This window comes from Psychrobacter sp. ANT_WB68 (assembly GCF_008369115.1).
In the GTDB taxonomy this organism is placed as follows: Bacteria; Pseudomonadota; Gammaproteobacteria; order Pseudomonadales; family Moraxellaceae; genus Psychrobacter.
In genome coordinates this window covers 46,011-71,387 of record NZ_VOAZ01000006.1, presented here as the reverse complement: position 1 = coordinate 71,387, position 25,377 = coordinate 46,011, and the positions used below count along the sequence as shown (strand labels likewise).

Sequence of the window (25,377 nt, the reverse complement as noted above, 5' to 3'; positions counted from 1 at the left end):
AATCAATTTTAAAAAACGGTGTTCAAAATACAGTTAAAAAGCAAATACTAGACCAATCCACATCTGTTATTGATAACGATAACGGGCTGAACGCGCATGGGCTTCTAAGTCCTCACGCTGCGCTAAAATGTCTGCAGTCTCAGCCAGCGGCTTACTACCAGACTCACTACAATAAATAATGGATGATTTCTTTTGGAAGTCATAAACACCGAGCGGCGAAGAAAAACGTGCCGTGCCAGAGGTTGGCAACACATGATTGGGTCCTGCACAGTAGTCACCAATCGCCTCAGGCGTATGACGTCCCATAAAGATAGCGCCAGCGTGACGAATATCATCAAGCAGCGCATCAGGATTATCAACAGACAACTCTAAATGCTCAGGGGCAACGCGATTAATCACCGCCATGCCCTCCTCGCGGTCTTTCACCAATATAAGGGCACCACGGTTTTTTAGTGAATCACGGGCAATATCGGCTTTTGGTAATTCTGCCAACGCTTTTTCAATCTCAGCAGCCACTGCTTTAAGCTGCTCGCTGCTTGTGGTCACAAAGATGGCTTGGGCGATACGGTCATGCTCAGCTTGTGACAATAAATCCATCGCCAACCAATCCGCACGATCTTGCGCCTCGCCTTCTGCATACACCAATACTTCAGAAGGGCCGGCAATCATATCGATACCAACTTGGCCGAATACCGCCCGCTTCGCTGCTGCGACATATTTGTTACCAGGTCCGGTGATTTTATCCACAGCTGGTATGGTTTCGGTACCGTATGCCAATGCCGCAACGGCTTGCGCACCGCCAATGGTAAAGACACGGTCGACTTGTGCCAAATGCGCTGCTGCTAAGACCAACGGATTGAGCACACCTTTTGGCGCTGGCACGACCATTATTACCTCTTTAACGCCAGCTACTTTGGCAGGAATAGCATTCATCAATACAGAAGACGGATAAGATGCCAAACCGCCGGGCACATAAATACCGACGCGATCAAGCGGCGTGATTTTTTGACCTAAGCGATTACCAAGCTCGTCTTCATATTGCCAAGTCTCTTGTACTTGGCGCTCATGGAATGTCTGTACGCGTGTCGCAGCTGTGATCAAAGCTGTTTTGACGGTATCATCAAGAGTAGCAAACGCTTCAGCAAGTGCCTCTTTAGACAACTCTAGCTCTTGCATCGTCATCGCTGGATGCTGATCGAATTGCTGGGTTAATGCCAGTACTACGCTATCGCCACCGTGACGTACTTTTGCAATAATATCGTCGACGGTTTTTAGTAATTCAGCATCGTTCACGGTTTCAAAAGCAAGCAGTTGGGTCAATTGACTGTCAAAATCAGCATCTTGAGTACTTAGTTGGCGCATGACTTAATCCTATATTTGAGCATAAAATACGGCTATAAAGAATAGAAGCAATAAAAGGGCAAATAAACAAGGTTGTTATGGCTGTTTATTGATGGATGGTTGACTCAGATTATACTGAGCTTTTACTTTCTGGCAAGCAAACACAATAAAACCAGTTTAGCACGCCATATCTATCCTAGAGCGCCAAACTGGTTTAAAATTTTGTATAACCGTGCTTGATATTATCAATGAGTGATAGCGTGTTATAGAACCTGATTTAAGAAGCGCTAGCAATACTGTCTTTAAAACTGTCTAAAATCGGCTCAAGAAGCGCAAATTTACGCTTATAGCTGACCTGATTCACAATAAGGCGTGAGGATACATCACAAATATGGTCGCGAGCTTCAAGCCCATTGGCGCGCAGTGTATTACCGGTATCAACCACATCGACAATCAAATCACCCAAACCAACCAACGGCGCAAGCTCCATCGAACCATAAAGCTTAATCACATCCACTTGCTGACCTTGGCTGGCAAAGTAAGCACGGGCAACATTGACATATTTAGTTGCAATGCGCAGACGACGATTGGGCAGCGGTGCATCTTTTACGCCAGCCGTCATCAGCTTACACTGGGCAATCTGCAAATCTAGCAATTCATAGACGTGATTGGCACCATGCTCGAGCAACACATCTTTACCCGCCACGCCAAAATCAGCAGCACCATGTTCCACGTAGGTTGGCACATCGCTGGCACGCAAAATTAAGACGCGTACATTCGGGTTTGAGGTGGGGAAAATAAGTTTGCGCGACGCTTCAGGGTCTTCTAATAATTCAACACCAGCGGCGCGTAACAAAGGCATCGTCTCTTCTAAAATGCGACCCTTTGACAGCGCAAGTGTCAAACCTGAAAACTCATCATTTACTTCGTTTAATAAGCCGTCAGTTGGTAGGCTGTTGCTTGCTTCAGTCATAATGACTCGTATCCGTGTGCAGTTAGTTGCCTTACTTAAAAGGCATTATTAATTGTAATAAATAAGCATTGATGCCTAATAGCTTAAAACTTGCCATTAATGTTACTGTGCGATGCTAATGACAAATGCTAATTCAGCAGTCTAGTCGTTGCTATTGATACGCTCAATATTAACGCCAAGCGCACGCAATTTGTCTTCAACATGCTCATAGCCACGATCGATATGATAAATACGATCGATTAAGCTCTCGCCTTCCGCTGCTGCTGCTGCCATTACCAATGACATTGAAGCACGTAAATCGGTCGCCATTACAGGCGCAGCAGTAAAACACTCAACGCCTTTTACGACAGCAGTATGACCATCTACTTGAATAGAGGCGCCCAATCGGTTAAGTTCAGGCACGTGCATATAGCGATTTTCAAAGATATTTTCGATAAAAGTACTAGTGCCATCAGCCAAACAAGCAATCGCCATCACCTGTGCCTGCATATCAGTTGGGAAACCCGGATGCGGCTGAGTGCGGATATCAACCGCTTTTGGACGACCCTTCATTTGCGCGCGAATCCAATCATCACCACTAGTAATGATCGCACCCATGTCTTCAAATTTTTCTAACACAGGGGTCAATAACAGTGCCGAAGTATTTTTGGTCAATACATCACCACGTGTCATCAAAGCACCAGCAAGATAAGAGCCTGTTTCGATACGGTCTGGTACCACTGAATACTCACAACCATGCAAACGCTCAACGCCTTCGATAGTCATGGTAGCTGTACCGATACCACTGATTTTAGCACCCATTGCCACTAGCATATTGGCCAAATCTACTACTTCTGGCTCAAGCGCACAGTTGCCAAGGATAGTAGTTCCTTTAGCAAGTGCTGCCGCCATGATGACGTTTTCAGTACCGCCTACCGTCACCATATCAAAGGAGTACTTACACCCTAGCAGTCTGCCACCTTTTGGCGCTTGTGCAATCACATAGCCATTTTCTACTTTAATACTAGCACCCATAGCCTCAAAAGCTTTGAGATGCTGATCAACAGGACGTGAACCAATCGCACAGCCGCCTGGCAAAGATACTTCTGCCTCACCAAAACGCGCCAGCAACGGACCCAGTACTAAGATTGAGGCGCGCATAGTTTTGACTAAATCATACGGCGCATAAAAATTATCGATGCTTTTGGTATCGCAAGTAACGCTATCACCATTTTTTTGGATATGGATACCCATACCAGCGATCAATTCAATCAACGTGCGTACATCTTTTAACGATGGCACATTGTGCAATGTCGTCGGCGTTTCAGCCAATATCATCGCCGCAAGTAACGGCAACGCGGCATTTTTTGCGCCTGAAATAGTGACTTCCCCAGCGATACGACTACTACCCGTGATTAAAAATTGATCCATAAAGGTGACAACCTAGCGATAAGTATAAAAATAATGAGAAACCAGAAATGTTAAAACCAGCAACATGGAGTGCAGGTGCGACAAATTTAGGTCATAGATAAAAAGGGTTAGCCTTGCGATTGGACGTCCCATTCAGCTGGCGTTAAGGCTTGAATATTGAGCGCATGAATATCACCGCTCGCAATCTTGTCGTTTACCAATGCATAAACTGCCTGCTGGCGTTGTACAGCGCGCTTGCCTTCAAAACTGGCATCAACCACCCGTACATCGAACTTCGTTCCTTGATTGGCAGCTTGAATAAAAGCATCTGGGAAGTGAGTTTGTAAAAATGCAATCAAATCGTCAGCGTTCATGCTCATAGAATGTTCTGCCTTAAAGTTCAAATAGAGTATAGAGTTAAAGTGACATCATTATAACAAGAGTTTGACCATCTTACAGTACTGTCTTACGCAACTGCGCTTAACTATTAACGGCAGTGTTAGATATAGCGCAATCAAGCCATACTAATTATTCGTGGCGCTCATTATTTAAGGGTTTTGTCTAGATAACCCAGCACTTGCGCGCGTACATCATTGACCCAGCGTAATGGTGGTGCCATCGCACCGATGCTGGTGGCATGACTGGCACCTGAAATCTCGCCAGTTTCCACCCTAACACCCGCCTCTTTTAATGCCTGTGTCATTTTGATGGTATTGGTCACATGGACGACTTTGTCTTTTTCGGCAGTCAATAATAAATACGGTGGCTGCGCGCCTTTAATATGGCGATCGGGCATCACTGTCTCTGGCGTCGCACTTGCCCCAAAGGCAGTAACGCTACTAAATTTTCGAAAGTCATAGCTATAAGGGCCTGCGATGCCAACCACTGCACCAATATCTTTTGGCTTTACACCATAAGGTTTTAAGAAATCCTCGTTGGCAACGGCTGCGACGGCATTAAACGCGCCAGCAGAATGCCCAACCACAGCCAAACGCTTAGGGTCAGCGTGCAGGTTTTTGGCATTGTTATAGCTCCACGCAATGGCTTGCGCAGTGTCTTGCACATAATCAGGATACACATGCTCAGGTGCTTTACGATAATTAATCACTGCGGTGACATAACCTGCTTGCGCCAAACTTTGACCCACAAAGGCATACTCGTCTTTATTACCACTTTCCCACGAACCGCCATGGACAAAGACCACCATCGGATAGCTATCATGAATAGCACTATTATCAATCGTGCTATTCATGGCTTTTGCTAAAGGTTTGGGATAATAGATATCCAAGTCTTGGTTTGGCTCATCACCATACAAAATGTTTTTGCTGACGCCCACCCCGCCATTTGAGGTAATACCATTCACGATAGCGAGCGCCGATAACGCTTGTGCCTGTTGGGTAGCGAGCACAATACTGCCGACGGCCAATGCTGCCGTCACACCGACGCTGATACGTTTAGGCGTGCGATTCTTCATTGGCACAGGTTTTACAGTTTTTTTATTTAAATCCTTCATCGCCAGTATTCCTATTATTAGCTCGTCGTCGAGTAATATTTGATAGTTGGTTAAAACTGAATAGCAGAGTGACGGCTTTAGTATTTTTTATTATTTTAGTTAAAGCGTCTTTAGTTAGAGCTTAGAGCATCTTTAGTTAGAGTGTCACTTCTACTTTTTACGTTTTATATCTTACTGGCTGGCTAGGGATTTATCGTGCTTTTCCTGTTATGACTGTTTAGGTTTCTTGTGTTTTTCAGCAAAGAAGGCTTTCAGCAAAATAGCCAGTTAAGGATTTTGATAAAGGTCGATATAAGGACTCGATGACGGCTGATTGATGGGCGTACCATCTTCGTCGACGATAATCGGCGTAGCACTGATGGTTGGATCTACCGCTGCCGAACTTGCTACTGCAGGCGCAGCACCACTTTCAACGACTGGTATGGCTGCAGGATTGGCCAAATTATTCTCATACATGATGTCATCATCGCCTATCTTTACCCCTCTATCATCGACGACGGTGGTCAGCAGCACCAACTCTGTGATGCCGACGGTATTATTGGCAATATCAATCAGGTGGCTTTGCTGCGTTGGTGTCATACGTCCCATAATATAAACCACGCCATCATTGGTCACTGCCTTAATCTGCGAGGCTTTCACACCATTGCTAGAGGCTACTTTTGCCAGTAGCTTAGAGGTGATATAACCATCATGCACGGTTGAGCTGTAGCCTTTTGAGGCACTGACGCTAAGCTCATTATAGACATGGCGGACGTCTGGCATAGAGGCAACCACCTTTTCAACTTCTGCTTTGATGGCTTCCGTTGGTACCTCACCCGTGAGCAGCACTTCACTATTAAAGCTATCAATACTCATACGGCTGGTTTGCTGTAAATTCTCTTGCAGACCATAGACGTTAATCTTGACGGTATGTTCGATACTACGATCGAGCAGACGCTGCGGAATGGTGCGCTCTGTCATCGGCACGCCATAGGTACCTTCTGTACTATTAGTCAAATAGTTGGTGGTACAGCCAGTCGCTACGATGCTGGTCATTAGCATAACGCCAATCGCCTTACGGCGTGATGAGCCAAAAATAGCAGTGCGCAAATGCATCCGTGTCATAACTTACCTCTTAGAACATGATGTAATGATTAATAGTGCTGGCGATTCATAATAGTAATCATCTGAATTCGCTTCGATTAATACTTTTTAGTTCAGCTACTTTACTGAATTTTTACGCTAGGCAGTTAGGTTTTTGGTAACGGTAGCTTGATGCTGTCATTTATTTTACTATTTAACTTAACCTTCAAACCAACTTAATACCCACACTAATTAAGACCTGAAAAACACCTTATCACTATGATTACCATGCTGACGCTATAAAAGCGCCTTGTAGCCATTCTGCTTGAGTATTTTCTAGTGGTACTTGATGGATATGATTTGTCTCACTTTTATTTTTTCTATGGGCATTGGTATCATATGCAATCACATCAAATCGACACTCGCACTCACTATATTCAGAATGCTGCTGCAAAAAATAGCGCGCCGCTTTAATGATTTTGTTTTGCTTATTCTTCGTCACGCTAAGCGCGGCATCACCAAATCCTGAACGCTGCCGTTGCCGCACTTCAATAAAAATAAGTGTCGACCACGCCTGCCCTTTTTCTACCATAACTAAGTCCAGCTCACCCACTTTTGGCTGCTGCCAATTTTGCGCAACCAATATCAAGCCTTGCGCTTGTAAAAACTCACACGCCTGCTGCTCAAAACAGCTGCCTTGACGCTGTGTCGGTGAAGTAAGGCTTAAAGGTTTGTCATTTGCCATAACGTGTATTGGTCAGCTGAACATTTCAGAATTATCATAGCACATCATGCTAAACTAACCACTTTCGCGTTCTTATGCTGATTGATTTTTTATTTAAATCAGCCCTCATGACGCTATACATTTTTAATATTCGTTTTTAATACTCAGAGGTTTTCATGTCTAGCCCTACCGCGATGCCAGCTTGTCTTTATATTGTTGCCACGCCGATTGGTAATTTGAGCGACATGACACCGCACGCAATCGATATTCTAAAACAGGTTGCTATCATCGCCTGTGAAGATACCCGCACCTCAGGCAAGCTATTGTCACATTTTGGCATCCATACCAAAGATACGAAAGATACTACCGAGGCCAAAACCAGTAAAACTGACGATGCAAAAGATTCTGATGCTGATGGCGCCTCAAAAGCCAAAGGTCATAATAAGCTTTGGGCGTATCATGAACATAATAGCGCCATTCAAACACCCAAAATCATTGAAATGATCAAGCAAGGTCATTCGGTTGCCCTGATTAGTGATGCTGGTACGCCGCTGATTAGCGACCCTGGTTATCAATTGGTACAAGCTGCCCACGCTGCGGGCGTTCGAGTGTCACCAATTATTGGCGCCTCTGCTGCCATTGCCGCATTGTCCGTTGCGGGACTACCCTCAGACCGCTTTAGCTTCATTGGTTTTCTACCGGCAAAAACCCACGGTCGGCAAAAACAGCTGACAGCCCTTAACTCACGCACCGAAACCTTGATATTTTATGAAGCGCCGCATCGCATTATTGCCAGTTTAGAAGATATGGCGACTATCTTTGGTGCGGAGCGCGAAGTGACGTTTTGTCGTGAATTGACCAAAACGTTTGAAACTGTGCATAAGAGTACCATTGGTGATTTGGTTGAATTTGTCAAAGCCGATGACAATCAGCAACGTGGTGAAATCGTGGTGGTGGTCGCTGGGATGAACGTAGCGCAGGACGATGACGACATCAGTATTCATGATAAATTATTGCAACGTCTGCTAGAAGATTTATCGGTTAAAAAAGCCGCTGCCTTGGCAGCTGATATCACCGGCGTCAAAAAAAACGCGCTTTATCAACGCTTACTTGAGTTACAAGCAGAATAGTTTTTAGCTATAAAAAAATAAGCTGAGCCCGAATAAATTAAGCATTGATAAATTAAGCATTGATAAATTCATTGAGGAGAGATAAATAATGTACGATGTGATGGCGATAGGCAATGCCTTGGTTGACCACGAATATCTGCTGTCAGATGCAGCACTAGAAGAGACTGAATTAACCAAGGGTAATATGACGCTGGCAGCTCTTGAAGAGCAACAACAATTATTGGCTTATTTTAAGCTGGCAGAAATTGAGCCCTCAAAACAAGCGGGCGGCGGCTCAGCGGCCAATGCGATGTATACCTTTGCAAGCTTAGGCGGCAAACCTTTTTATGCCTGCCGCGTCGGTGATGATAAGCAAGGGAAGTTTTATCTAAAGGACTTACACGAAGCGGGCGTTGCCACTTCACCTCAGTCAATCCATGCAGGCGGTGTGACCGGCTCATGCGTGGTGGCAGTGACCGAAGACGGTGAACGTACCATGCAAACCTTCCTTGGTACTTCAAGCGATATTACCGCTGATAACGTCGACTTTGAGGCACTAAGCAAAGCAGGTTGGCTATATTTAGAAGGTTATCTGGCGATGTCCGAAGGTATTCAACCAGCGATGACACAATTACGCCAACAAGCCGGCATTAATGGCGCAAAAATTGCGGTGAGTTTTGCCGACCCAGCGGTGGTGAAATTTGCTAAAGACGGTCTGATAAATATGCTCGGCAATAAAGTCGCGGTGATATTTTGTAATAGTGAAGAAGCAAAACTATTCACCGATAAAAAGCAACATAAGGCAGCGGCGCGTGCCTTACTTGAGCATTGCCAAACGGCGGTCGTCACCGATGGACCAAATGGTGCCATCATCGCTCATAAGCCAAATGATGAGTCAGAGATTGAGATTCATGAGATTCCTACGCCAGCCGTTGCCAATGTCATTGATACCAATGGCGCCGGTGACAACTATTCTGGCGCGTTTTTATACGCTTTATCACAGCACTACAGCTTGCCCGAATGTGGGCGACTTGCCAGCGAAATAGCCGCGCAAGTGATTCAACAGTTTGGTCCACGCCTAGCATCGCAAGAGTATCAAGATATTTCGCGCCGCGTACTAACTGTTTAACCATCTAAATGTCTTAGATAAAATTTTCATTGTAAATTGCTTATAAAAAAAGCCCATATACTCAGATATGGGCTTTTTAGTATTTATTTATAAAACAGAAAGAAGCAATTGCTTCATTAAGCAGCTGCTAGCGCTTGCTCTAAATCAGCTTTAATATCTTCGATGTGCTCAATACCAATCGATAGACGGACCATATCCGTACTGACGCCAGCATTTTCAAGCTCTTGCTCGTTAAGCTGACGATGGGTAGTCGTCGCTGGATGACATGCCAATGATTTGGCATCACCAATATTGACCAAGCGCGTAATCAGTTGCAGTGCATCGATAAAGCGCGCGCCTGCTTCAAGTCCACCTTTCACCCCAAAAGTTAAAATCGCAGAAGGCGTCCCTTTCATGTATTTTTTGGCAAGTTCATGCTCAGGATGGTCTGATAAACCCGCGTATTTTACCCAAGCGACTTTATCATGATCACGTAAATACTCTGCAACGGCTTGGGCGTTTTGGACATGACGCTCCATACGTAAACCCAGTGTTTGTAAACCCTGTAAAATACTAAAGGCATTGAGTGGGCTGAGTGCAGCACCCGTATTACGTAGCGGTGCCACGCGAGCACGAGCAATAAAGGCCGCTGCGCCAACGTCCTTGACAAAGTTTACGCCATGATAGCTTTCATCTGGGGTGTTTAATAGTGGGAAACGCTCAGGATAATCGCCCCAAGGGAAAGTTCCGCTATCAACAATCGCACCGCCAATTGAGGTGCCAGTACCGCTCATATATTTGGTCAATGAATGAATGACGATATCAGCACCAAATTCAAACGGACGGCATAACGCAGGTGTCGCAACCGTACTATCAATCACCACTGGTACGCCATATTCATGCGCGATATCACTCAATGCTTGGATATCAACAATGTTACCTAATGGGTTACCGATACTTTCCGCAAAGACCATCTTAGTTTTATCATCGATTAAGTCACGAATCGCTTCAGGATTTTTATGATCGAAAAAGCGCACTTCAATACCTTGGCGCGGCAAGGCATGCGCGAATAAATTATAAGTGCCGCCATATAGCGTCGATACCGCCACGATATTATCACCTGCTTCACAAATAGTTTGAATGGCATAAGTGATAGCAGCCATACCAGAGGCAACCGCAAGCGCGCCGATACCGCCTTCAAGCGCAGCCACACGTTCTTCTAATACGGCGTTGGTCGGGTTCATGATACGAGTATAAATGTTGCCAGCGACTTTTAGATCGAACAAATCCGCGCCATGTTGGGTATTATCAAACGCATAGGAGCTGGTATGATAAATAGGCACGGCGACCGCTTTGGTGGTTGGCTCGACGCTATAGCCGGCATGAATTGCTAAGGTCTCAAGACGCTGGGCATTTTGCTTAGAAGGTTGTCCATCACTCATAATGTGCTCCTATATATTCATCAATTATTAAATCAATATTTTATGATTAAAAATGTTTTAAAAAATTCATACCAAGATATCTATGGCTAAATGACATTCATAAAAAAGAAAAGGTCATAAAAAAAGCTGAGTTAATCATAACCCAGCTTCTTTATTAAAAGAATAGCAAATTTTTCATCTCTTAATGACAAATGTGTATAAGCGACAAAACCATCAGTATACTCATCAAAGTTATAACAATGATTTAGCCTTTATTTATAATAAGCGTTTTCTGTACGAGTATGATCGGTCTCATCAATCACTTGCGTCAGCTCTGGAATCTGCTGTTTCAACTGCACTTCAACGCCTTGACGTAACGTCATATCAACCGCTGAACAGCCTTGGCAACCGCCACCAAATTTCAATACGGCAGTCAGACCAACGCCTTCTTCATCAATCAATTCAAGCAGCTGTACATCACCGCCATGCGCGGCCAAGCTTGGGTTAATTTCAGACTGCAAGACATAGTTGATACGCTCTTCGACACTGGCATCGGCACCGACTTTTGGCACTTTTGAGTTTGGCGCACGGAATGTCAGCTGCCCACCGAAACGGTCTTTATTATAATCAATCACCGCATCTTCTAGATAAGGCACTGACGCCGCTTCAATAAATGCCGAAAAATTGTCATAAGTAAATTTCAAATCAGCGCTGTCTTCTTCGCCCGGCTGATTATAAGCCATGCAGCACTCGGCACGCGGCGTACCTGGATGTTCAACGAAAATACGCACGCCGATACCATCAGTATCTTGTTTCGCCAGTAAATCTGCCAAATAACCTTGCGCGGCTTCAGTGATGGTGATGTTACTTTTGGCTTCCGTTTGCTCAATATCTAACGCTGACTCGTAATCGGCAGCAGGTTCTACTTGAGTATCAGTTGGATTGTGTTCACTCATAATGCTTCCTATGTGTTATGACACAAGCGTTATATTGGTCACGTCTACTGTGTCGTCAATGTCATGTGAGGGTGGAATAAACGAGAGTATCCATCATTTCGGCTTATCGTTTTATTGCTTTAACCGTCATGATGGTTCGAATTTATTAACAGTTATTGACGCTATTATAGCGCACTTAAGGCATAATTCCGACCGTGCTACTGCGATTTAACAACGACCCTAATAAATAGAAGTTATTGACACTAATCATTGCTATCAATCATTAAGAACAGCTATTCACTTTGTCCATGTTGCTCACGCCTGCCCTATTTCTAATCTATCCCTCTCTTGTCCATTCTATATTAAGACTACAAACTCACTTATCAAGTTTATAGCGCTTATTTAATCATAGGCAGCGTTTTACGCTTTATGGGAACAATCAATGCGCTTGTGCTTAGTAAGCAAAAATAATAGCCGAATTGTCAAAATCATAATGTCATTAATGCATCCGTTCAATTCTAATACAGATAAATCTAACAAGCCTCTTGATTTAATATATAAATTTATATATTATAATTAAATATAACAAAATTTTTAAATTTCTATCTAGCCTATTGAATGATTGAACTAGATGTTTAAGCAACTGTAGCTACTTTCACCCAAAAATACGTTTGCTTCAAACTCACATTCAATAAATCACTTTTTAAATTTATCAGCGTTTTATTTTTTCTTAACGAGGAGCATTGCATGAGCAAATCATTTAAAGACATCACCAAACACGTCTCGACCAATATGGCAAAATTACACAAGCATATCCCTGAAACCACCAAAGCCTTTTCGCAGCTCGGTGCAGCAGCAACGGCTGATGGGGTTCTGGATAAAAAAACCAAAGAGCTTATTGCCCTCGCTTTAGCGGTTGGCTCACGTTGCGATGCCTGTATTGGTTTTCATACCAAAGCCTTAGTACAGCTTGGTGCAACAGAACAAGAAGTCGCTGAAACCTTGGGCATGTGTGTCTATATGGGTGGCGGTCCGTCAATGATGTACGCCGCCGAAGCCATTGCTTCATTTAATGAATTTAGTAAAGACGCTTAGATACTACTGTTACTTGGTCTTAATTGGCTTCACTATCAAAAACTGCCCGTGATGGATTCAATCACGGGCAGTTTTTTTGTGTATACGATGATGATAAAGTGCACGTCATAGATTCATGAGCGTAGATTCTTGCGTTATGCTATAACCTATCCATCGCTATATTTATACATGAATAAGCATGACCTGAGTTTAAGAGAATATTTTTATGATGACTGAGAATCTAACGTTAGTGACGACCAAAGATAACGTACAAATCGCTGTTTGGGAGATATTCGATAGTGAAAAAACCTATCGCTTCTCTGATGGCTCTGCTAACAAAGGGCAAAATATCTTCTTAACCCATGGCACTTTTTCAGATAAAAAGACCTGCTTAAGAATCGCTGAATACTTAGCGGGACTTGGTCATCATTGTTATATCATGGAATGGCGCGGGCATGGGGCAAGCTCAGTACCGAAAGACAAATTTAATTTTGAAACTGTCGCCACTTACGATTTTGCCGCCACTTTCGATTATTTATTGAACGAATTAAAGCTCAGCAATTTTCACTGCGTCACTCATAGCGGCGGCGGTGCTTGCTTAACGGTGTTTCTCATTCAAAATCCACATTATATCGATAAAATTAATAGCGTCAGTATGTTTGCCTGCCAAGTTTACGGCGCGATAGTAAGCCCCAAAAACTATTTTAAGATTACAGCCGCTAAACTATTTACGCGTATATTCGGCTATATACCTGCCAAAAAACTCAATATGGGCCCCATCAACGAAAGCCATCACACCATGAGCCAATGGTACGAATGGAACTTGCGTAAAAACTTTCACAGTCATTTTATTAAGCAAAGTGATATAGATGTCAATGGTGTCAAAGAAAGTGCTTTTGATAAGCATAATCAGCAGAAAAAAATGACTGGCGTCGAAAGCAATGATTATTTTGATTATCGAAAGTATATGCCAACCATTAGCGTACCCACTTATGCCATCAGCGCCAAGGGCGACAAATTTATCTCGCCCACTCAAGGTTGTCAGTTGCTTTTTAACGACTTTGATAATTCTACGAACGTTTTTCGCGAATACTCACTCAGTAATGGCGATTTAGACGATTATAGTCATAGTCGTATCCTGAATAGCCGCCCGGCCGCCAAAGAGATTTGGCCAACAGTCGCCGCGTGGATTGATAAGCATGCCAATTAAAAGAGTCGTATACTTCTTTGTCTGAACAAACTTGAATACAGATAAATAGCCAATGATGATACACCCTTAAACATCTTTGCACTTGTCAGCAACTCCTATGCTGTGTCAGTATTGGCGGCATTACTTTTTTTAATCAATGAAATATGAGCAGTAGGAAAGTGGCGTATATGAGTGATTCATCAGAGCAGCATTCAGATAAAAATAAACACTATCGTTATTTGGTATTTATCGGTCGTTTCCAGCCGTTTCATTGTGGTCATAAAGCAGTGGTCGATGAAGCGTTAAAACGAGCAGATAACGTCATTATGCTGATCGGTTCTGCCAATCTACCTCGCAGTCTGCGTAATCCGTTTAGCGTCGATGAACGCGCGATGATGATAAAGAATGCCTACTCGCCAGCAGAAGCAGCACGTATTCACTGCGTTGGGCTCGATGATGCACTCTATAATGACACGCGCTGGCTACAATATGTGCAAGCGGGCGTCAAATCTGTCACTGGCGACTTGCAAACTGACATTGGATTAATTGGCCATTCGAAAGACAGCTCATCATATTATTTGTCGTTATTCCCAAGCTGGGCGTCGATTTCTGTACCCAATTATCATAACTTATCCGCCACCCCTATTCGTGACAGTTATCTGATGGGCGCCACGCCAACGCCTGAGCGCACCCCTGAGTCAACCCGTAAGGTCCTTAACGATTTTAAAAAGACTGACACTTATCAAAACCTGCATGAAGAAGCTGATTTTGTCGATAAGTATAAAAGACAATGGGAATCTGCTCCTTATCCACCAACCTTTATGACCGCTGATGCGCTAGTCGTACAATCAGGGCATATTTTACTGGTTGAGCGCCGCAGTATGCCGGGACGCGGGCTGTGGGCATTACCGGGTGGTTTTTTGAATCCCAAAGAAACTTTGTTTGATGCCTGTATCCGCGAGCTACGCGAAGAAACTCGCCTTAAAGTGCCTGAACCGGTACTACGCGGCTCTTGTCACAGTCAGCATACCTTTGATGATCCTTATCGCTCGGCGCGTGGGCGTACGATTACCCAAGCCTTTTACTTTCAGCTTAAAAATGATCCAAAAGGTTTGCCAAAAGTAAAAGGCGGCGACGACGCTGCCAATGCTTTTTGGCTACCCTTGGCTGAGCTTGATGCCACCATGATGTTTGAAGACCATTATGCGATCATCACCAAAATGGTTGGCTTGTAGGTTTTTATCAGGTAACTATTCAATCTCTTATTGACAATTTTCCACGCCAGCGCCGATAGACGGCAATGGCTTAGCGCCGCAACTGTTTTTTCATTAAGGCAGCTGCGGCATCTCAAAGCAGAGGAGTTCTGTGATGTATACCAGTAATTTAAACAATTTAATCCTAAATAGTGACAGCTATAAAACCTCACATTGGGTGCAATATCCAAAAGGTAGTGAATATCTCTCAAGCTATATTGAGGCGCGTAAAGGCGATTACGATGTGGTGTTTTTCGGCTTACAAGCTTTTATCAAAGAATACCTAAGCACGTCGATTACTCATCAAGATATCGATGAAGCCGAAATGGTCATTCAAGCACATGGCTTGACCTTCAACCGTGCTGGTTGGCAGCTGTTGGTCGATAAGCATGGCGGCTATCTGCCACTACGCATTGAAGCCATTGCTGAAGGTAGCGTGGTGCCAGCATCCAATGTGGTCTGTCAGATTATCAATACGGACCCTGAGTTTTATTGGCTACCAAGCTATATCGAAACGGCACTACTGCGGGCGATTTGGTATCCGTCAACGGTCGCTAGCGTCTCGCATTATTGCAAAGGTATCATACGCCAGGCACTAGAAAAATCTGCCGACAATACCGAGTCGCTGATTTTCCGTTTGCATGATTTTGGTTCGCGCGGTGCTTCTAGCCAAGAATCTGTAGCGCTAGGTAGCCTTGCTCATTTGGTGAACTTCGCTGGTACCGACTCGATGACAGCATTGGTCGCCGCCAGTCGCTGGTATCACATGGATAAAGACATGCCAGCCTTCTCTATCCCTGCCGCTGAGCATAGCACCATGACTGCTTGGGGCCGTGATGGTGAAACCGCCGCCTTTGCCAATATGATTGAGCAGTTTGGCGGCGCAGGTAAGAGCTTTTCTGTGGTTTCTGACAGCTATGATTTATGGAATGCCATTGACAATATTTGGGGCGGCAGCCTAAAAGGCGATGTCAAAAATATGGGCGGGACTTTAGTTATCCGACCAGACAGTGGCGATCCGGCTAAAGTGGTGCGCGAAGCCTTAGAGCGTTTGGCAGTAAAATTCGGTACGACGATTAATAGTAAGGGCTATAAAGTGTTGCCTGATTATGTGCGTGTTATTCAAGGCGATGGCATCAGTCCGCAAAGCTTAAGGAAGATTATTGATGTCATATTAAAAGCAGGATTTAGCGCCGACAATGTCACCTTTGGTATGGGTGGTGGATTATTGCAGCAGGTCAATCGCGATACCATGAGCTGGGCGATGAAAGCCAGTGCCATCTCTATTAATGGCGTGTGGAAGGACATCTATAAAGATCCAGTGACTAGCCGCTCAAAACGCTCAAAAAAAGGTCGTTTGGCACTGATAAAAAATAGCAACGGTTTATTAGTAACCATAAAAGCGGCTGACTTATCTGCACCAGAGGACAACCTATTACGCGATGTATATATCGACGGAAAATTACTCATTGAAGACAACCTCACCACTATTCGGGAGCGAGCAGGATGGTAGCTACTAAAAAAATGCAGAATAAAATCGCAGCGGTTGCAAAAGACATGCTATTCGCCCCTGTTTACCTGTATCAAGGTCGCAAAATCAAGCGTGATACGGTACGCCTACCTGAGCCTAATGGCGAGAGGCACGGGCAGGTTCAGTTAAACAGCACTACAGATACTCCAAAAGAGCATACGCAGCCAATGCTAAACCTGATGATCGTTGGTGATTCGGCAGCGGCTGGAGTTGGTAGTGAGACGCAGCAAGAAGCGCTCGTTGGTAACTTGATTCCCATCTTGACGCAGCAACCTGCTATCAATACTCATTTTTCAGTATTGAACTGGTCATTACAAGCAACAACGGGGCACACCAGTTTTGATATTTTACGTAGGCTATATATTATGCCAGCGCCAAACTTACCTATCGATGTGATGATACTGAGTGTTGGGGTCAATGATACGACATCGAGTGTTTCTGTAAACAAATGGCAACAGCAAATCGAAGACATTGTTGCTATCGCCCAGCGTAAATTTGGCGTACGCGAATTGGTTTTTTTAAGTCTGCCGCCAATGGCGCAGATGCCGGCGATACCTGCACCGTTGAATAACTTTATCGGTGCCAAAGCCTCTATCCTTGATAACACCTTGCAGCAAGTCTGTGCTGCTCACGATGGTGTCACCTACATGGCGACCGACTTTGCCCGCATGATAGACGAACATTCTAATGGCACACCAATCGATATCAGAGTGATGTTTGCCAGTGATGGCTTTCACCCTAGCAGCCTCATGTACGGTTATTGGGCGCAGCAATTAGCAGAGCTGATTATACAGTTACTGAAACCTTCCCCTTCCGATGCTGAGCTTACTGACTAGAAACTATTGAGCATTTACTTCTAAAAATTTAAACAAAAAAACCGCTGAATAGTCAGCGGTTTTTTTATGTTCTTAATACTATAGCTGTGCATGTTTGAGAAAACACATGCTCAAAATAATATCACGCAATAGGTGTGAATTATTCTGCAGCGTCAGTATCAGCAGCTTTCTTACGGCCACCAAACGCACCAAAGCGTTTGTTGAAGCTTGCAACACGGCCTTCAGTAGAAGTTTTGCGTTGTTCACCAGTATAGAATGGATGCGACGCACTTGAGATATCAAGTGGGTAGTATGGATATTCTGTACCTTCGTATTCACGAGTAGCTTTGGTTTTAACGGTTGAACGAGTTAAGAAAAACACGTCAGCGTTAGTATCATGGAACAAAACTTCTTGGTAATTAGGATGGATATCTTTACGCATAATAAACTCTCTATGTCCGATGTATGTACAGGGCTTTTGATTGAAACTATGATTGAGCTATCAACCAAACAATGACATACGTAACTGAGGCACTAAGGACATCTTCCAGTCTGGCAACTGCGTCACTGGCTTATTCCAGCACCCAACACCACACCGCTGCTCACTTAGCCTTTCCCCAGCGGGAAAATCAAACCGCGATTTTAACGGTTTTTGCTGCTCGATGCAAGCAGCTTCTATGATAATACCACACCCTACGCTCGCATCGAAACCCTAACGGCATTGAGATAAAAGATGGATACCAGTATAATAACTGATTAGATAGACCATATAGTCAATAGCTAATTTTTAGACGAACTAAATAGTTATTTATTTTTTAATGTTGATATTTAAGAAGACTAAATGGTATTTATCGCTTAAAAAATTAATCCTAAAGCTTGATAAATCGATAACGCTCTAGCAAAAATAGTGCCGTAAAAATGACGGCTAAATAACCATTAAATAAGGATAAAATAATGATAAACACTGCCTTAAAAAATACTATGAAAGCGTTTGCTATCAGCTCTGCGCTTGTCATTACTACCATGGCAAGTGCAGCGTTACCAACCCAATGGCAGCTAGATGACTCACATACTCGTGTCGGATTTTCGGTTGATCATCTAGGTTTCTCAATGACGATGGGCCATTTTAACGATGTTAAAGGCGTGGTCAATTACGATATCAAAGCGCCCAATAAAACCAGCATGAACTTTACTATCGCCGCCGATAGCATTGATACCAATTGGGAAGCTCGTGATGAGCATTTAAAAAAGGATGACTTTTTTAATGTCGCCAAATATCCCACCATGACCTTTAAATCGACTTCTGTAACATTTAAAAACCCACAGCAGGCCAAAGTCACTGGTGATTTCACCATGCTTGGTCAAACCAAACCGCTAACACTAGATGTGACTTTAAATAAAATCGCCAATAGTCCGATGACAAAAGAGCCTGTCATTGGTTTCCGTGCGACTGGTATCATCGACCGCGCCGCTTATGGTATGACGATTTTTTCTGATGGTATCACTACTAAAGTGCCACTACAAATCGATGGTGAGCTGATAGAGAAAAAAGCCGCGACCACGAAAAAAACAAAATAATTCTAACGGTTTGTTATTGAAATTTTAAAAAACCTGATAAGTAATCCATTAAAAAAGCAGCCATCAGATGGCTGCTTTTTTACTTCCTCTAAAATATCTTTTCAGGTAATTCGTTTTAACGTTATCTGTTTCTAACATTCATTGGTTTTCACACTAGTTAGCTTAAGTGCTAATTAGTTTTCACGATATGCCAAACGCCAAACTTATCGTCGCCATCTTTATCGCCAACCTTTGTATCATTGGCGTAGAAATATAAAGGCTTACCATTCATTGCCCATTGATACTTACCATCTTCACGCTTGAATGCAGCAAACTGACCAGAGGGTTTTGCATTGCTTGGTGCCATAAAGATCGGCCACAAAACTTGGCAAGCTGCACCGCAATCTGATTTGTTCATTGAATCTTTGTCATACGTATAAAGCGTCATATGGTTAGTAGCATCAACCAACACGCCATTCTTACTAGTAACTGGGGCGGTGTTCTTATTGGTGGCTTGCACGTCATGCATGCCAGAATCATCATTGCCGAACATATTGTTTAGCGTCGAACAACCGCTAAGCGCTAACACGCCACTGAGCGCCGATAATACAATGATACGTTTCATAGTAACTTCCTTGTTATGGTGAGAATATATTTTTATTGAATCTTCCTTGTTGTCTGCTGGTGTGAACCGTGATACCTAAAACGGCTTAGCACTGACTACAAGTATTTTTAATATAACATAGGCATGAAAGCAGTCGTTTCTATCATTATATAAATTTACAAAAGTGCATAATTATTACAAATTAAGCGAAGTTAAATATCTCATTTATAAAAAATATTTTTCTGGTATTCACGCTTTAAGCACGTCTCGTTATAACCGGCCTTTTAGAAATATATTATCACTGTCATTCATTGACAAAACTAATGCATCTACTTACGTATTTATCCTCGTATCAATTGTAGTTTTTCGTAGAATAACGCTATAGAAATTAAGAATTACTACACAATAGCAAATATGACCATCGCGGCTTAAGATAAATATTGAACTTGGCGTCCGTTGCACGCATATCGGTAGTCTTGCCCTCGATAAAACATAGGCTATTTAAAACATAAATGCTTTAGAAACTTAGAAATGAATTATTTTACAAAGACGCCGAGCAACTCCTGATGACAGGAATGCGATTAAGGATATAACAACGACAATGACTCATTCTTTTAGTAATAATCAAGCGCCTTCCACCAAACGGGTTGGTATTCTTGGTGGTGGCACGGCTGGGGCAACCATTGCGATTCGACTCGCAGCCTTAGGGCTCGAGACCTATTTATTTGAAAAAAATACCTCGCTTATCGATGGGCCGCCGATGTGCCATTTGCATGCTGGTGGCAATCTATACCGCGAAATCCCTGACGAAGATTGCGTCGCCCTGCTCAAGCAATGTATCGATATTTTGCGCCTTTATCCTTATACCATCGATGTGCGCCCAACGGTATTTGCCGTCCCAACCCGCGATGAAGGTTTGCCTGAAGATTTGCTACCGCGCCTTGATATTTTGACCGATGCTTATCGTGAGCTTATCGACCAAGATGCCTATAATAAAGTACTTGGCGAGCCTGAAAATTATTATCAGCTCTACAGCCATGAACAATTAATCGCCTTATCTGAGCGTGAACAAGTCGCAGTACCGCGTACGGTTGACGAATGGATGATACCGGTCGCTAAGTATTTGGATTTAAATAAAGTCAAATTCCCGCTGATTGTCGTGCAAGAATACGGCTGGAACATATTCCGCTTGGCAGCTTCTGCACAATTGGCTTTAGAAGGTTATGAGCATGCACATGTCTTTACCGATACGCAAGTTAAGCAAGTCATGCCGGTTGATTGTGAGAATTGCTCAAACGCTGATCATCATGTCACTAAATGGCGTATCGACTATCAACAAGCGGCCAGCTCTGACACTGAACTTGAAAACGAAGTCAAAACTGAATCTATCGAAGTCGATTACTTAATCAACGCTTGCGGCTTTCGCACGGGCGTTATCGACGATATGGTCGGCGTCAAAGTCACGCGCATGGTCGAGTTTAAGTCCTCTTATATTACCCACTGGAATGACACCGGTGGGCAAATACCAGAGATTATCGTCTATGGCGATCGCGGTACGCCAGAAGGCATGGCGCAGCTTACGCCTTACCCCGGTGGTTACTTTCAAATACATGGTATGAGCAAATTTATCACACTATTTGACGATGGTTTGGTCGCCTCTAATAAAGACAGCGCCCAACCTGAATTGCCGTCGCAATACCTGCACTATATCGAAGATGGCTGGGATAAAGCACCGCTGCAAGCGCGCAGCCAGCAAGCGATTGACTATGTCGCTGAGTTTGTGCCGACCTTCCATAGCGCGCGTACGGTCGGTAACGCACTATATGGTGGGCAGCAAATACCCGGTCAGGATGATACCCTGCGGGTAGCGGATGTGAGCTTGTACTCTAATATCCGCTATGCACGCGCGGAAAACGTCAAAGCCTCATCAACGCTGATTGCTGCAGATCAAATCGTCGATGAATTGTCTGAGCTTGGTTTAATTGATAATAATATGCCAGAAAACAGTCAGCGTCATGCGCATGAGTGGGCGTATTTGGCAAAGAACGATAGCGTAGCGATTGATAAGGTCGCGCGTCATTTGGCACAAGAACGCGGCTTTCCATTAGCAATGGCAGGCGTAAATCATGGTATTCATGAGACGAGTTAAAATGATTTAAATGTTAATAAAGTTAAAACAAAAAAGGAGAGAAGGGCTAACGATAAGCCCTTCTCTCCTTTTTTATGTAAAAACAGTATATATTAGCGCTTAGTTCGCTTAATTACCGGCCATTTTTTCGGTATCGACCGCGCCTTCTATGGTTACCACTGTTTTTAGCATATCAATCGCTTCACTAATGCTATTACAAACGACCAGACGCTCAAGGTCTTCTTGCTTCATAAAGCCTTGGTCAGCCGTATATTTTAAATGCTCAATCATATGGTCATAGAAACCATTGATATTAAGAATAATCATCGGTTTTTCGTGCTGATATAACTGACGCCATGTGGCAATTTCCATAATTTCTTCCAGCGTGCCAAGCCCGCCCGGCAAGGTAATGAAGGCATCGGCATATTCTGCCATCACTGTTTTACGGGTGTGCATGGTATCGGTCAAATGCAGACGGGTCAGCTGCTCATGAGCAATTTCGTGCTTGAGCATAAAGGTTGGAATCACACCGACCGCTTGCGCGCCGCCTTGAATGACTTCATCTGCCACTGCGCCCATCAGCCCGATGCTCGCGCCGCCGTAGACCAAACCCATGCCATTATCAGCGAGCTCACGACCGAGCTCACGGGCTGCTTGCTCATAAACTTCATCATTACCCAAACGTGAACCACAATAAACCGCTACCAACGGCATCGTTAGCGCTGATTTATCCACCGCTTTTTCAATATTGGTAATATCTTGACTGGTAATGACTTCATAAGTGTCATTATTAATTTTCATTTGCATAAAGCTTCCTTAATTTTTATATCGATTGTTTTGATTGTATATCCAATTTTTAAATACGCAGCTTTTAAATACGTCAGGGTGAAATACTTAGCTATTAAAACATGTTTACTCATGCGTGTTGGTTTGTTGATGTGTGTTGGTTGGTCAAAAATACCTACTGATTAATTTTTTTGGTCAATATTGTGCAAAACAAGCCCCATAGGAATTGGACATAGAACCTGCTTATAGAACTTAGAAGTCATTTTCGCCTACCTTCCTACCTAAGATTTATTTTACCATAAGCGGTGTTACCACGCGGTTATCACTCAGTCATCGAACAGTATTAGTAATTCATAGCAAGAAATGAGCTACTTTGCACCAATTAAGACCATAAGACACTCATAAAAGATTAAGGTTAATCCATGGAAAATACGCAGAATCAAACGGATATTTATTCACTAAGCATCATGACTGATCGCAATCGGGCATTGGCAGCCACTGTCTATCGCCCTAAAGATGAGGTGAAAACAGCCGTCATGATCGCGCCAGCCACCGGTATCAAACGTCAGTTTTATCACAATTTTGCCACTTATTTAGCTGCCAGTGGCTTTGGTGTCCTAACCTTTGATAATGAAGGTATCGGTGAATCGCTTAACTCTGATTTATCTAAATGTGACGCCTCTTTAATCAGCTGGGGTCGCCATGATATGCCTGCCGTCCTTGATGCCTTGCAAGATGAATTTCCCGATGCGACTTACCATTTGATTGGTCATAGCGCTGGCGGTCAGCTGATAGGTTTAATGCCAAACTACCAAGCCATTGCTTCGGTATTTAATGTCGCTTGCTCATCAGGGCAAATCAAAAACATGGACATGCCTTATAAGCTCAAAGCCATAGGTTTTATGGATGCCTTTATTCCACTCACCAATTTAACCTTCGGCTATACCCCAGCAGATAAAATCGGTATGGGCGAGCCACTACCACGCAGCGTCGCTCGTCAATGGCGTGAGTGGTGTAATGGCGCAGGCTATATTGAAACCGCTTTTGGCAAAAGCATTCATACCCATTTTTATGATGAAATTGACATGCCAGCATTGTGGCTTGGCTTTAGCGATGATGAGATTGCTAATAGCAAAAACATAGATGATATGATTCGCGTCTTTAGCAAAATGCCAGTCGAAAAACGCTTTTTTGAGCCAGAAGAGTTTGGCTTAAACAGTATTGGTCATATGCGCTATTTTAGTAGTAAAACCAACGCTAAAGCCCCGCAGCTTTGGCAAATGGCAGTGGACTGGCTAGCTAAGCAGCAATAGATCTAGTTTTTTAATTTATTAAAGCGTAAATACATTTGTTTAGTCTTGCGTATTTTTTGCAATTTCTTCTGCTTTAACACGCTTGGTCAAGGCCGAATAAAGCGACGGCTGCATATTATGGATGTTACCTAGCATCCATTTTACGTAGTTGATTGGCACATCTTTAATCGGCATGCCCTTATGTTTACCAAAGGGCATTTTACTCACCGGATTGGCTTTATTGGCGATAGCATGGGCAGCAGCAAAGTCCGTCGGTGCAATTTCCAAGCGCTCGCAGCACGCCTGATAAAGCAGATAACACATGCGTGCATCACCGAGCGCATCGTGAGCGGCAATCGTCATCCTACTTGCCTCATCTTTACCTAATAACTGCTCGATACATTTGGACTGACCATAGGCACTCCACTGTGGAAATGCCACGCGCGCTAGCCGCACCGTACATATTAGTTTAGCAGAGGGACTGCCAATCACCCGCCAATCAAAACGTACATTATGCCCAATCAAATACTGCGGCAGCTCAAACGCATCTAACTCAAAGCTCTCAAGACCTGCGACATCGTCATCAGTGATGCCATGAATTCTAATGACCACTGGTGATATCGAGCGGCCACTATTAAAGTATTTCATCCACTCAAATCCCGTCGCTACATTAATAGTCGCCACTTGAATCGGACGCGGATCACGGCCTTGGTCGGTTTCGGTATCGATAATCAGCGCAGTGTCAGTCATAGAGGTTTAGCCATCGTTATTTAAACATAGGTAGCAATATAGGTTTTCTACATAGACCTAAAAAATAAGTGAATTTTAAAAACAACGTTATGTTTATGGGGATAAAAAGTAGAGATAACAATGGCATACAAAGAATACAGAGCTTCGCTTATATAATAACTATTAGCGTTCATTCAAAAAACCAAAGAGACATCGATGCGAGCAGATGGTAATAACCCGCAGCCAAACTCAAAAATAAAGCCAACCTTTTTACGCCGTATACTAAGTGTATTCATCAAGGCGGTTGTGTTATTGATGCTATTATTTGTATTTGACAGGCTCTTACCCAGTATCAGCCAACACACTCAGTCGTTTGTACTGGCAAAATGGCAACAGCTTAGCTTATTACAACAACCGCGGCCCACTGAAAACAGCCTTCCCTCGCCATTACCAACACAGCATCTAACCGATACGTGGGGCGGCGCGCGTAGCCAAGGTCGCACTCACGAGGGTATCGATATATTTGCCAAGCGAGGCACACCGATACAAGCAACGACACCAGGCATCGTCAGTAAAGTTGGCGAAAATACGTTAGGCGGTCGGGTAGTAGTCATCATTGGACCGGGCGCCGCAGGACATTATTATGCGCATCTAGAAGATTATGCCGATATTAGTCCGAACGACTGGGTCAATGCCGGCGACATCATCGGTTACGTCGGCGACAGTGGTAATGCCAAAGGTACGCCGCCGCACGTCCATTACGGGATTTATATCAATGGCAGCGCGGTCAATCCTTATCCTTTACTACAAAAACCTGATAGCTAGCTTTTTGAATTTTTAGCCT

General features: G+C 43.7%; 24 protein-coding genes. 11 read left to right on the top strand and 13 right to left on the bottom strand.

Annotated elements, in window-relative coordinates:
• Positions 1-66: 66 nt before the first annotated feature.
• From hisD to FQ084_RS13045, 7 genes are all read right to left on the bottom strand, one after another.
• The gene (hisD, locus tag FQ084_RS13075; RefSeq protein ID WP_149491060.1) at positions 67-1,362 is read right to left on the bottom strand and encodes a histidinol dehydrogenase; all 1,296 of its coding nucleotides are present in this window, start codon (positions 1,360-1,362) and stop codon (positions 67-69) included.
• A gap of 256 nt (positions 1,363-1,618) precedes the next feature.
• Positions 1,619-2,314, bottom strand: a complete 696-nt coding sequence (gene hisG / locus FQ084_RS13070) for an ATP phosphoribosyltransferase (RefSeq protein ID WP_149491059.1) — start codon at positions 2,312-2,314, stop codon at positions 1,619-1,621.
• Positions 2,315-2,455: 141 nt separating this feature from the next.
• Entirely contained in the window at positions 2,456-3,724 is a 1,269-nt protein-coding gene (murA, locus tag FQ084_RS13065) for a UDP-N-acetylglucosamine 1-carboxyvinyltransferase (RefSeq protein ID WP_149491058.1), read from the bottom strand.
• A 107-nt stretch (positions 3,725-3,831) separates the two neighbouring features.
• Positions 3,832-4,083, bottom strand: a complete 252-nt coding sequence (locus FQ084_RS13060; RefSeq protein WP_011514505.1) for a BolA family protein — start codon at positions 4,081-4,083, stop codon at positions 3,832-3,834.
• A 164-nt stretch (positions 4,084-4,247) separates the two neighbouring features.
• On the bottom strand, positions 4,248-5,216 hold the full coding sequence (locus FQ084_RS13055) for an alpha/beta hydrolase (protein WP_262880796.1): 969 nt from the start codon (positions 5,214-5,216) through the stop codon (positions 4,248-4,250).
• A gap of 267 nt (positions 5,217-5,483) precedes the next feature.
• The gene (locus FQ084_RS13050) at positions 5,484-6,320 is read right to left on the bottom strand and encodes a BON domain-containing protein (RefSeq protein WP_149491057.1); all 837 of its coding nucleotides are present in this window, start codon (positions 6,318-6,320) and stop codon (positions 5,484-5,486) included.
• A 241-nt stretch (positions 6,321-6,561) separates the two neighbouring features.
• The gene (locus tag FQ084_RS13045) at positions 6,562-7,023 is read right to left on the bottom strand and encodes a YraN family protein (RefSeq protein ID WP_149491056.1); all 462 of its coding nucleotides are present in this window, start codon (positions 7,021-7,023) and stop codon (positions 6,562-6,564) included.
• A 155-nt stretch (positions 7,024-7,178) separates the two neighbouring features.
• Here FQ084_RS13045 and rsmI point away from each other — a divergent pair, with 155 nt between their 5' ends.
• Both rsmI and FQ084_RS13035 read left to right on the top strand, forming a co-directional pair.
• Positions 7,179-8,132: a 16S rRNA (cytidine(1402)-2'-O)-methyltransferase gene (gene rsmI, locus FQ084_RS13040; RefSeq protein WP_149491055.1), complete on the top strand. Its 954-nt coding sequence runs from the start codon at positions 7,179-7,181 to the stop codon at positions 8,130-8,132.
• 88 nt (positions 8,133-8,220) lie between these two features.
• Positions 8,221-9,240 (top strand): adenosine kinase, encoded by a 1,020-nt coding sequence (locus tag FQ084_RS13035; RefSeq protein ID WP_149491054.1) that lies wholly within the window; start codon positions 8,221-8,223, stop codon positions 9,238-9,240.
• 116 nt (positions 9,241-9,356) lie between these two features.
• Here FQ084_RS13035 and FQ084_RS13030 read toward each other — a convergent pair whose 3' ends face one another.
• On the bottom strand, positions 9,357-10,661 hold the full coding sequence (locus tag FQ084_RS13030) for an O-acetylhomoserine aminocarboxypropyltransferase/cysteine synthase family protein (RefSeq protein WP_149491053.1): 1,305 nt from the start codon (positions 10,659-10,661) through the stop codon (positions 9,357-9,359).
• A 251-nt stretch (positions 10,662-10,912) separates the two neighbouring features.
• A complete protein-coding gene (gene nfuA / locus FQ084_RS13025; RefSeq protein ID WP_149491052.1) occupies positions 10,913-11,596 on the bottom strand; it encodes a Fe-S biogenesis protein NfuA in 684 nt (227 codons plus the stop codon).
• A 726-nt stretch (positions 11,597-12,322) separates the two neighbouring features.
• Here nfuA and FQ084_RS13020 point away from each other — a divergent pair.
• From FQ084_RS13020 to FQ084_RS13000, 5 genes are all read left to right on the top strand, one after another.
• Positions 12,323-12,670, top strand: a complete 348-nt coding sequence (locus tag FQ084_RS13020) for a carboxymuconolactone decarboxylase family protein (RefSeq protein ID WP_149491051.1) — start codon at positions 12,323-12,325, stop codon at positions 12,668-12,670.
• 205 nt (positions 12,671-12,875) lie between these two features.
• Complete coding sequence (locus FQ084_RS13015) at positions 12,876-13,859, top strand: alpha/beta fold hydrolase (RefSeq protein WP_149491050.1); 984 nt, start codon at positions 12,876-12,878, stop codon at positions 13,857-13,859.
• 167 nt (positions 13,860-14,026) lie between these two features.
• Positions 14,027-15,073 (top strand): bifunctional nicotinamide-nucleotide adenylyltransferase/Nudix hydroxylase, encoded by a 1,047-nt coding sequence (locus FQ084_RS13010; protein ID WP_149491049.1) that lies wholly within the window; start codon positions 14,027-14,029, stop codon positions 15,071-15,073.
• 133 nt (positions 15,074-15,206) lie between these two features.
• Positions 15,207-16,604, top strand: a complete 1,398-nt coding sequence (locus FQ084_RS13005) for a nicotinate phosphoribosyltransferase (RefSeq protein WP_149491048.1) — start codon at positions 15,207-15,209, stop codon at positions 16,602-16,604.
• Positions 16,598-17,458, top strand: a complete 861-nt coding sequence (locus FQ084_RS13000) for an SGNH/GDSL hydrolase family protein (RefSeq protein WP_149491047.1) — start codon at positions 16,598-16,600, stop codon at positions 17,456-17,458. The genes FQ084_RS13005 and FQ084_RS13000 overlap by 7 nt, the downstream gene beginning before the upstream one ends.
• A gap of 139 nt (positions 17,459-17,597) precedes the next feature.
• Here the strand turns inward: FQ084_RS13000 and FQ084_RS12995 are convergent, their stop codons facing one another.
• On the bottom strand, positions 17,598-17,879 hold the full coding sequence (locus FQ084_RS12995; RefSeq protein ID WP_149491046.1) for a type B 50S ribosomal protein L31: 282 nt from the start codon (positions 17,877-17,879) through the stop codon (positions 17,598-17,600).
• Positions 17,880-18,391: 512 nt separating this feature from the next.
• Between FQ084_RS12995 and FQ084_RS12990 the strand changes: the two genes are divergently transcribed.
• Positions 18,392-19,015, top strand: a complete 624-nt coding sequence (locus FQ084_RS12990; RefSeq protein WP_149491045.1) for a YceI family protein — start codon at positions 18,392-18,394, stop codon at positions 19,013-19,015.
• A gap of 169 nt (positions 19,016-19,184) precedes the next feature.
• Here the strand turns inward: FQ084_RS12990 and FQ084_RS12985 are convergent, their stop codons facing one another.
• Positions 19,185-19,619 carry a hypothetical protein gene (locus FQ084_RS12985; RefSeq protein ID WP_149491044.1) on the bottom strand — a complete coding sequence of 145 codons (435 nt, stop codon included), beginning with the start codon at positions 19,617-19,619 and terminating at the stop codon, positions 19,185-19,187.
• 580 nt (positions 19,620-20,199) lie between these two features.
• Here FQ084_RS12985 and FQ084_RS12980 point away from each other — a divergent pair.
• Positions 20,200-21,747 carry an FAD-dependent oxidoreductase gene (locus FQ084_RS12980; RefSeq protein WP_149491043.1) on the top strand — a complete coding sequence of 516 codons (1,548 nt, stop codon included), beginning with the start codon at positions 20,200-20,202 and terminating at the stop codon, positions 21,745-21,747.
• Between the two features lie 108 nt (positions 21,748-21,855).
• On the opposite strand, the gene FQ084_RS12975 is transcribed toward FQ084_RS12980, so the two are convergent.
• Complete coding sequence (locus FQ084_RS12975; RefSeq protein WP_149491042.1) at positions 21,856-22,533, bottom strand: TIGR00730 family Rossman fold protein; 678 nt, start codon at positions 22,531-22,533, stop codon at positions 21,856-21,858.
• A gap of 401 nt (positions 22,534-22,934) precedes the next feature.
• Here FQ084_RS12975 and FQ084_RS12970 point away from each other — a divergent pair, with 401 nt between their 5' ends.
• Positions 22,935-23,825 (top strand): alpha/beta fold hydrolase, encoded by an 891-nt coding sequence (locus FQ084_RS12970; protein ID WP_149491041.1) that lies wholly within the window; start codon positions 22,935-22,937, stop codon positions 23,823-23,825.
• 39 nt (positions 23,826-23,864) lie between these two features.
• Here the strand turns inward: FQ084_RS12970 and FQ084_RS12965 are convergent, their stop codons facing one another.
• On the bottom strand, positions 23,865-24,554 hold the full coding sequence (locus FQ084_RS12965) for a putative quorum-sensing-regulated virulence factor (RefSeq protein WP_149491040.1): 690 nt from the start codon (positions 24,552-24,554) through the stop codon (positions 23,865-23,867).
• Between the two features lie 195 nt (positions 24,555-24,749).
• Between FQ084_RS12965 and FQ084_RS12960 the strand changes: the two genes are divergently transcribed.
• Positions 24,750-25,358, top strand: a complete 609-nt coding sequence (locus FQ084_RS12960; RefSeq protein ID WP_149491039.1) for a M23 family metallopeptidase — start codon at positions 24,750-24,752, stop codon at positions 25,356-25,358.
• The last annotated feature ends 19 nt before the right edge of the window (positions 25,359-25,377 follow it).

Excerpts from the sequence above, each read along its gene's own strand:
- hisD (WP_149491060.1), bottom strand. The coding sequence starts at position 1,362 with ATGCGCCAACTAAGTACTCAAGATGCTGATTTTGACAGTCAATTGACC.
- hisG (WP_149491059.1), bottom strand. The coding sequence starts at position 2,314 with ATGACTGAAGCAAGCAACAGCCTACCAACTGACGGCTTATTAAACGAA.
- murA (WP_149491058.1), bottom strand. The coding sequence starts at position 3,724 with ATGGATCAATTTTTAATCACGGGTAGTAGTCGTATCGCTGGGGAAGTC.
- FQ084_RS13060 (WP_011514505.1), bottom strand. The coding sequence starts at position 4,083 with ATGAGCATGAACGCTGACGATTTGATTGCATTTTTACAAACTCACTTC.
- FQ084_RS13055 (WP_262880796.1), bottom strand. The coding sequence starts at position 5,216 with ATGAAGGATTTAAATAAAAAAACTGTAAAACCTGTGCCAATGAAGAAT.
- FQ084_RS13050 (WP_149491057.1), bottom strand. The coding sequence starts at position 6,320 with ATGACACGGATGCATTTGCGCACTGCTATTTTTGGCTCATCACGCCGT.
- FQ084_RS13045 (WP_149491056.1), bottom strand. The coding sequence starts at position 7,023 with ATGGCAAATGACAAACCTTTAAGCCTTACTTCACCGACACAGCGTCAA.
- rsmI (WP_149491055.1), top strand. The coding sequence starts at position 7,179 with ATGTCTAGCCCTACCGCGATGCCAGCTTGTCTTTATATTGTTGCCACG.
- FQ084_RS13035 (WP_149491054.1), top strand. The coding sequence starts at position 8,221 with ATGTACGATGTGATGGCGATAGGCAATGCCTTGGTTGACCACGAATAT.
- FQ084_RS13030 (WP_149491053.1), bottom strand. The coding sequence starts at position 10,661 with ATGAGTGATGGACAACCTTCTAAGCAAAATGCCCAGCGTCTTGAGACC.
- nfuA (WP_149491052.1), bottom strand. The coding sequence starts at position 11,596 with ATGAGTGAACACAATCCAACTGATACTCAAGTAGAACCTGCTGCCGAT.
- FQ084_RS13020 (WP_149491051.1), top strand. The coding sequence starts at position 12,323 with ATGAGCAAATCATTTAAAGACATCACCAAACACGTCTCGACCAATATG.
- FQ084_RS13015 (WP_149491050.1), top strand. The coding sequence starts at position 12,876 with ATGATGACTGAGAATCTAACGTTAGTGACGACCAAAGATAACGTACAA.
- FQ084_RS13010 (WP_149491049.1), top strand. The coding sequence starts at position 14,027 with ATGAGTGATTCATCAGAGCAGCATTCAGATAAAAATAAACACTATCGT.
- FQ084_RS13005 (WP_149491048.1), top strand. The coding sequence starts at position 15,207 with ATGTATACCAGTAATTTAAACAATTTAATCCTAAATAGTGACAGCTAT.
- FQ084_RS13000 (WP_149491047.1), top strand. The coding sequence starts at position 16,598 with ATGGTAGCTACTAAAAAAATGCAGAATAAAATCGCAGCGGTTGCAAAA.
- FQ084_RS12995 (WP_149491046.1), bottom strand. The coding sequence starts at position 17,879 with ATGCGTAAAGATATCCATCCTAATTACCAAGAAGTTTTGTTCCATGAT.
- FQ084_RS12990 (WP_149491045.1), top strand. The coding sequence starts at position 18,392 with ATGATAAACACTGCCTTAAAAAATACTATGAAAGCGTTTGCTATCAGC.
- FQ084_RS12985 (WP_149491044.1), bottom strand. The coding sequence starts at position 19,619 with ATGAAACGTATCATTGTATTATCGGCGCTCAGTGGCGTGTTAGCGCTT.
- FQ084_RS12980 (WP_149491043.1), top strand. The coding sequence starts at position 20,200 with ATGACTCATTCTTTTAGTAATAATCAAGCGCCTTCCACCAAACGGGTT.
- FQ084_RS12975 (WP_149491042.1), bottom strand. The coding sequence starts at position 22,533 with ATGCAAATGAAAATTAATAATGACACTTATGAAGTCATTACCAGTCAA.
- FQ084_RS12970 (WP_149491041.1), top strand. The coding sequence starts at position 22,935 with ATGGAAAATACGCAGAATCAAACGGATATTTATTCACTAAGCATCATG.
- FQ084_RS12965 (WP_149491040.1), bottom strand. The coding sequence starts at position 24,554 with ATGACTGACACTGCGCTGATTATCGATACCGAAACCGACCAAGGCCGT.
- FQ084_RS12960 (WP_149491039.1), top strand. The coding sequence starts at position 24,750 with ATGCGAGCAGATGGTAATAACCCGCAGCCAAACTCAAAAATAAAGCCA.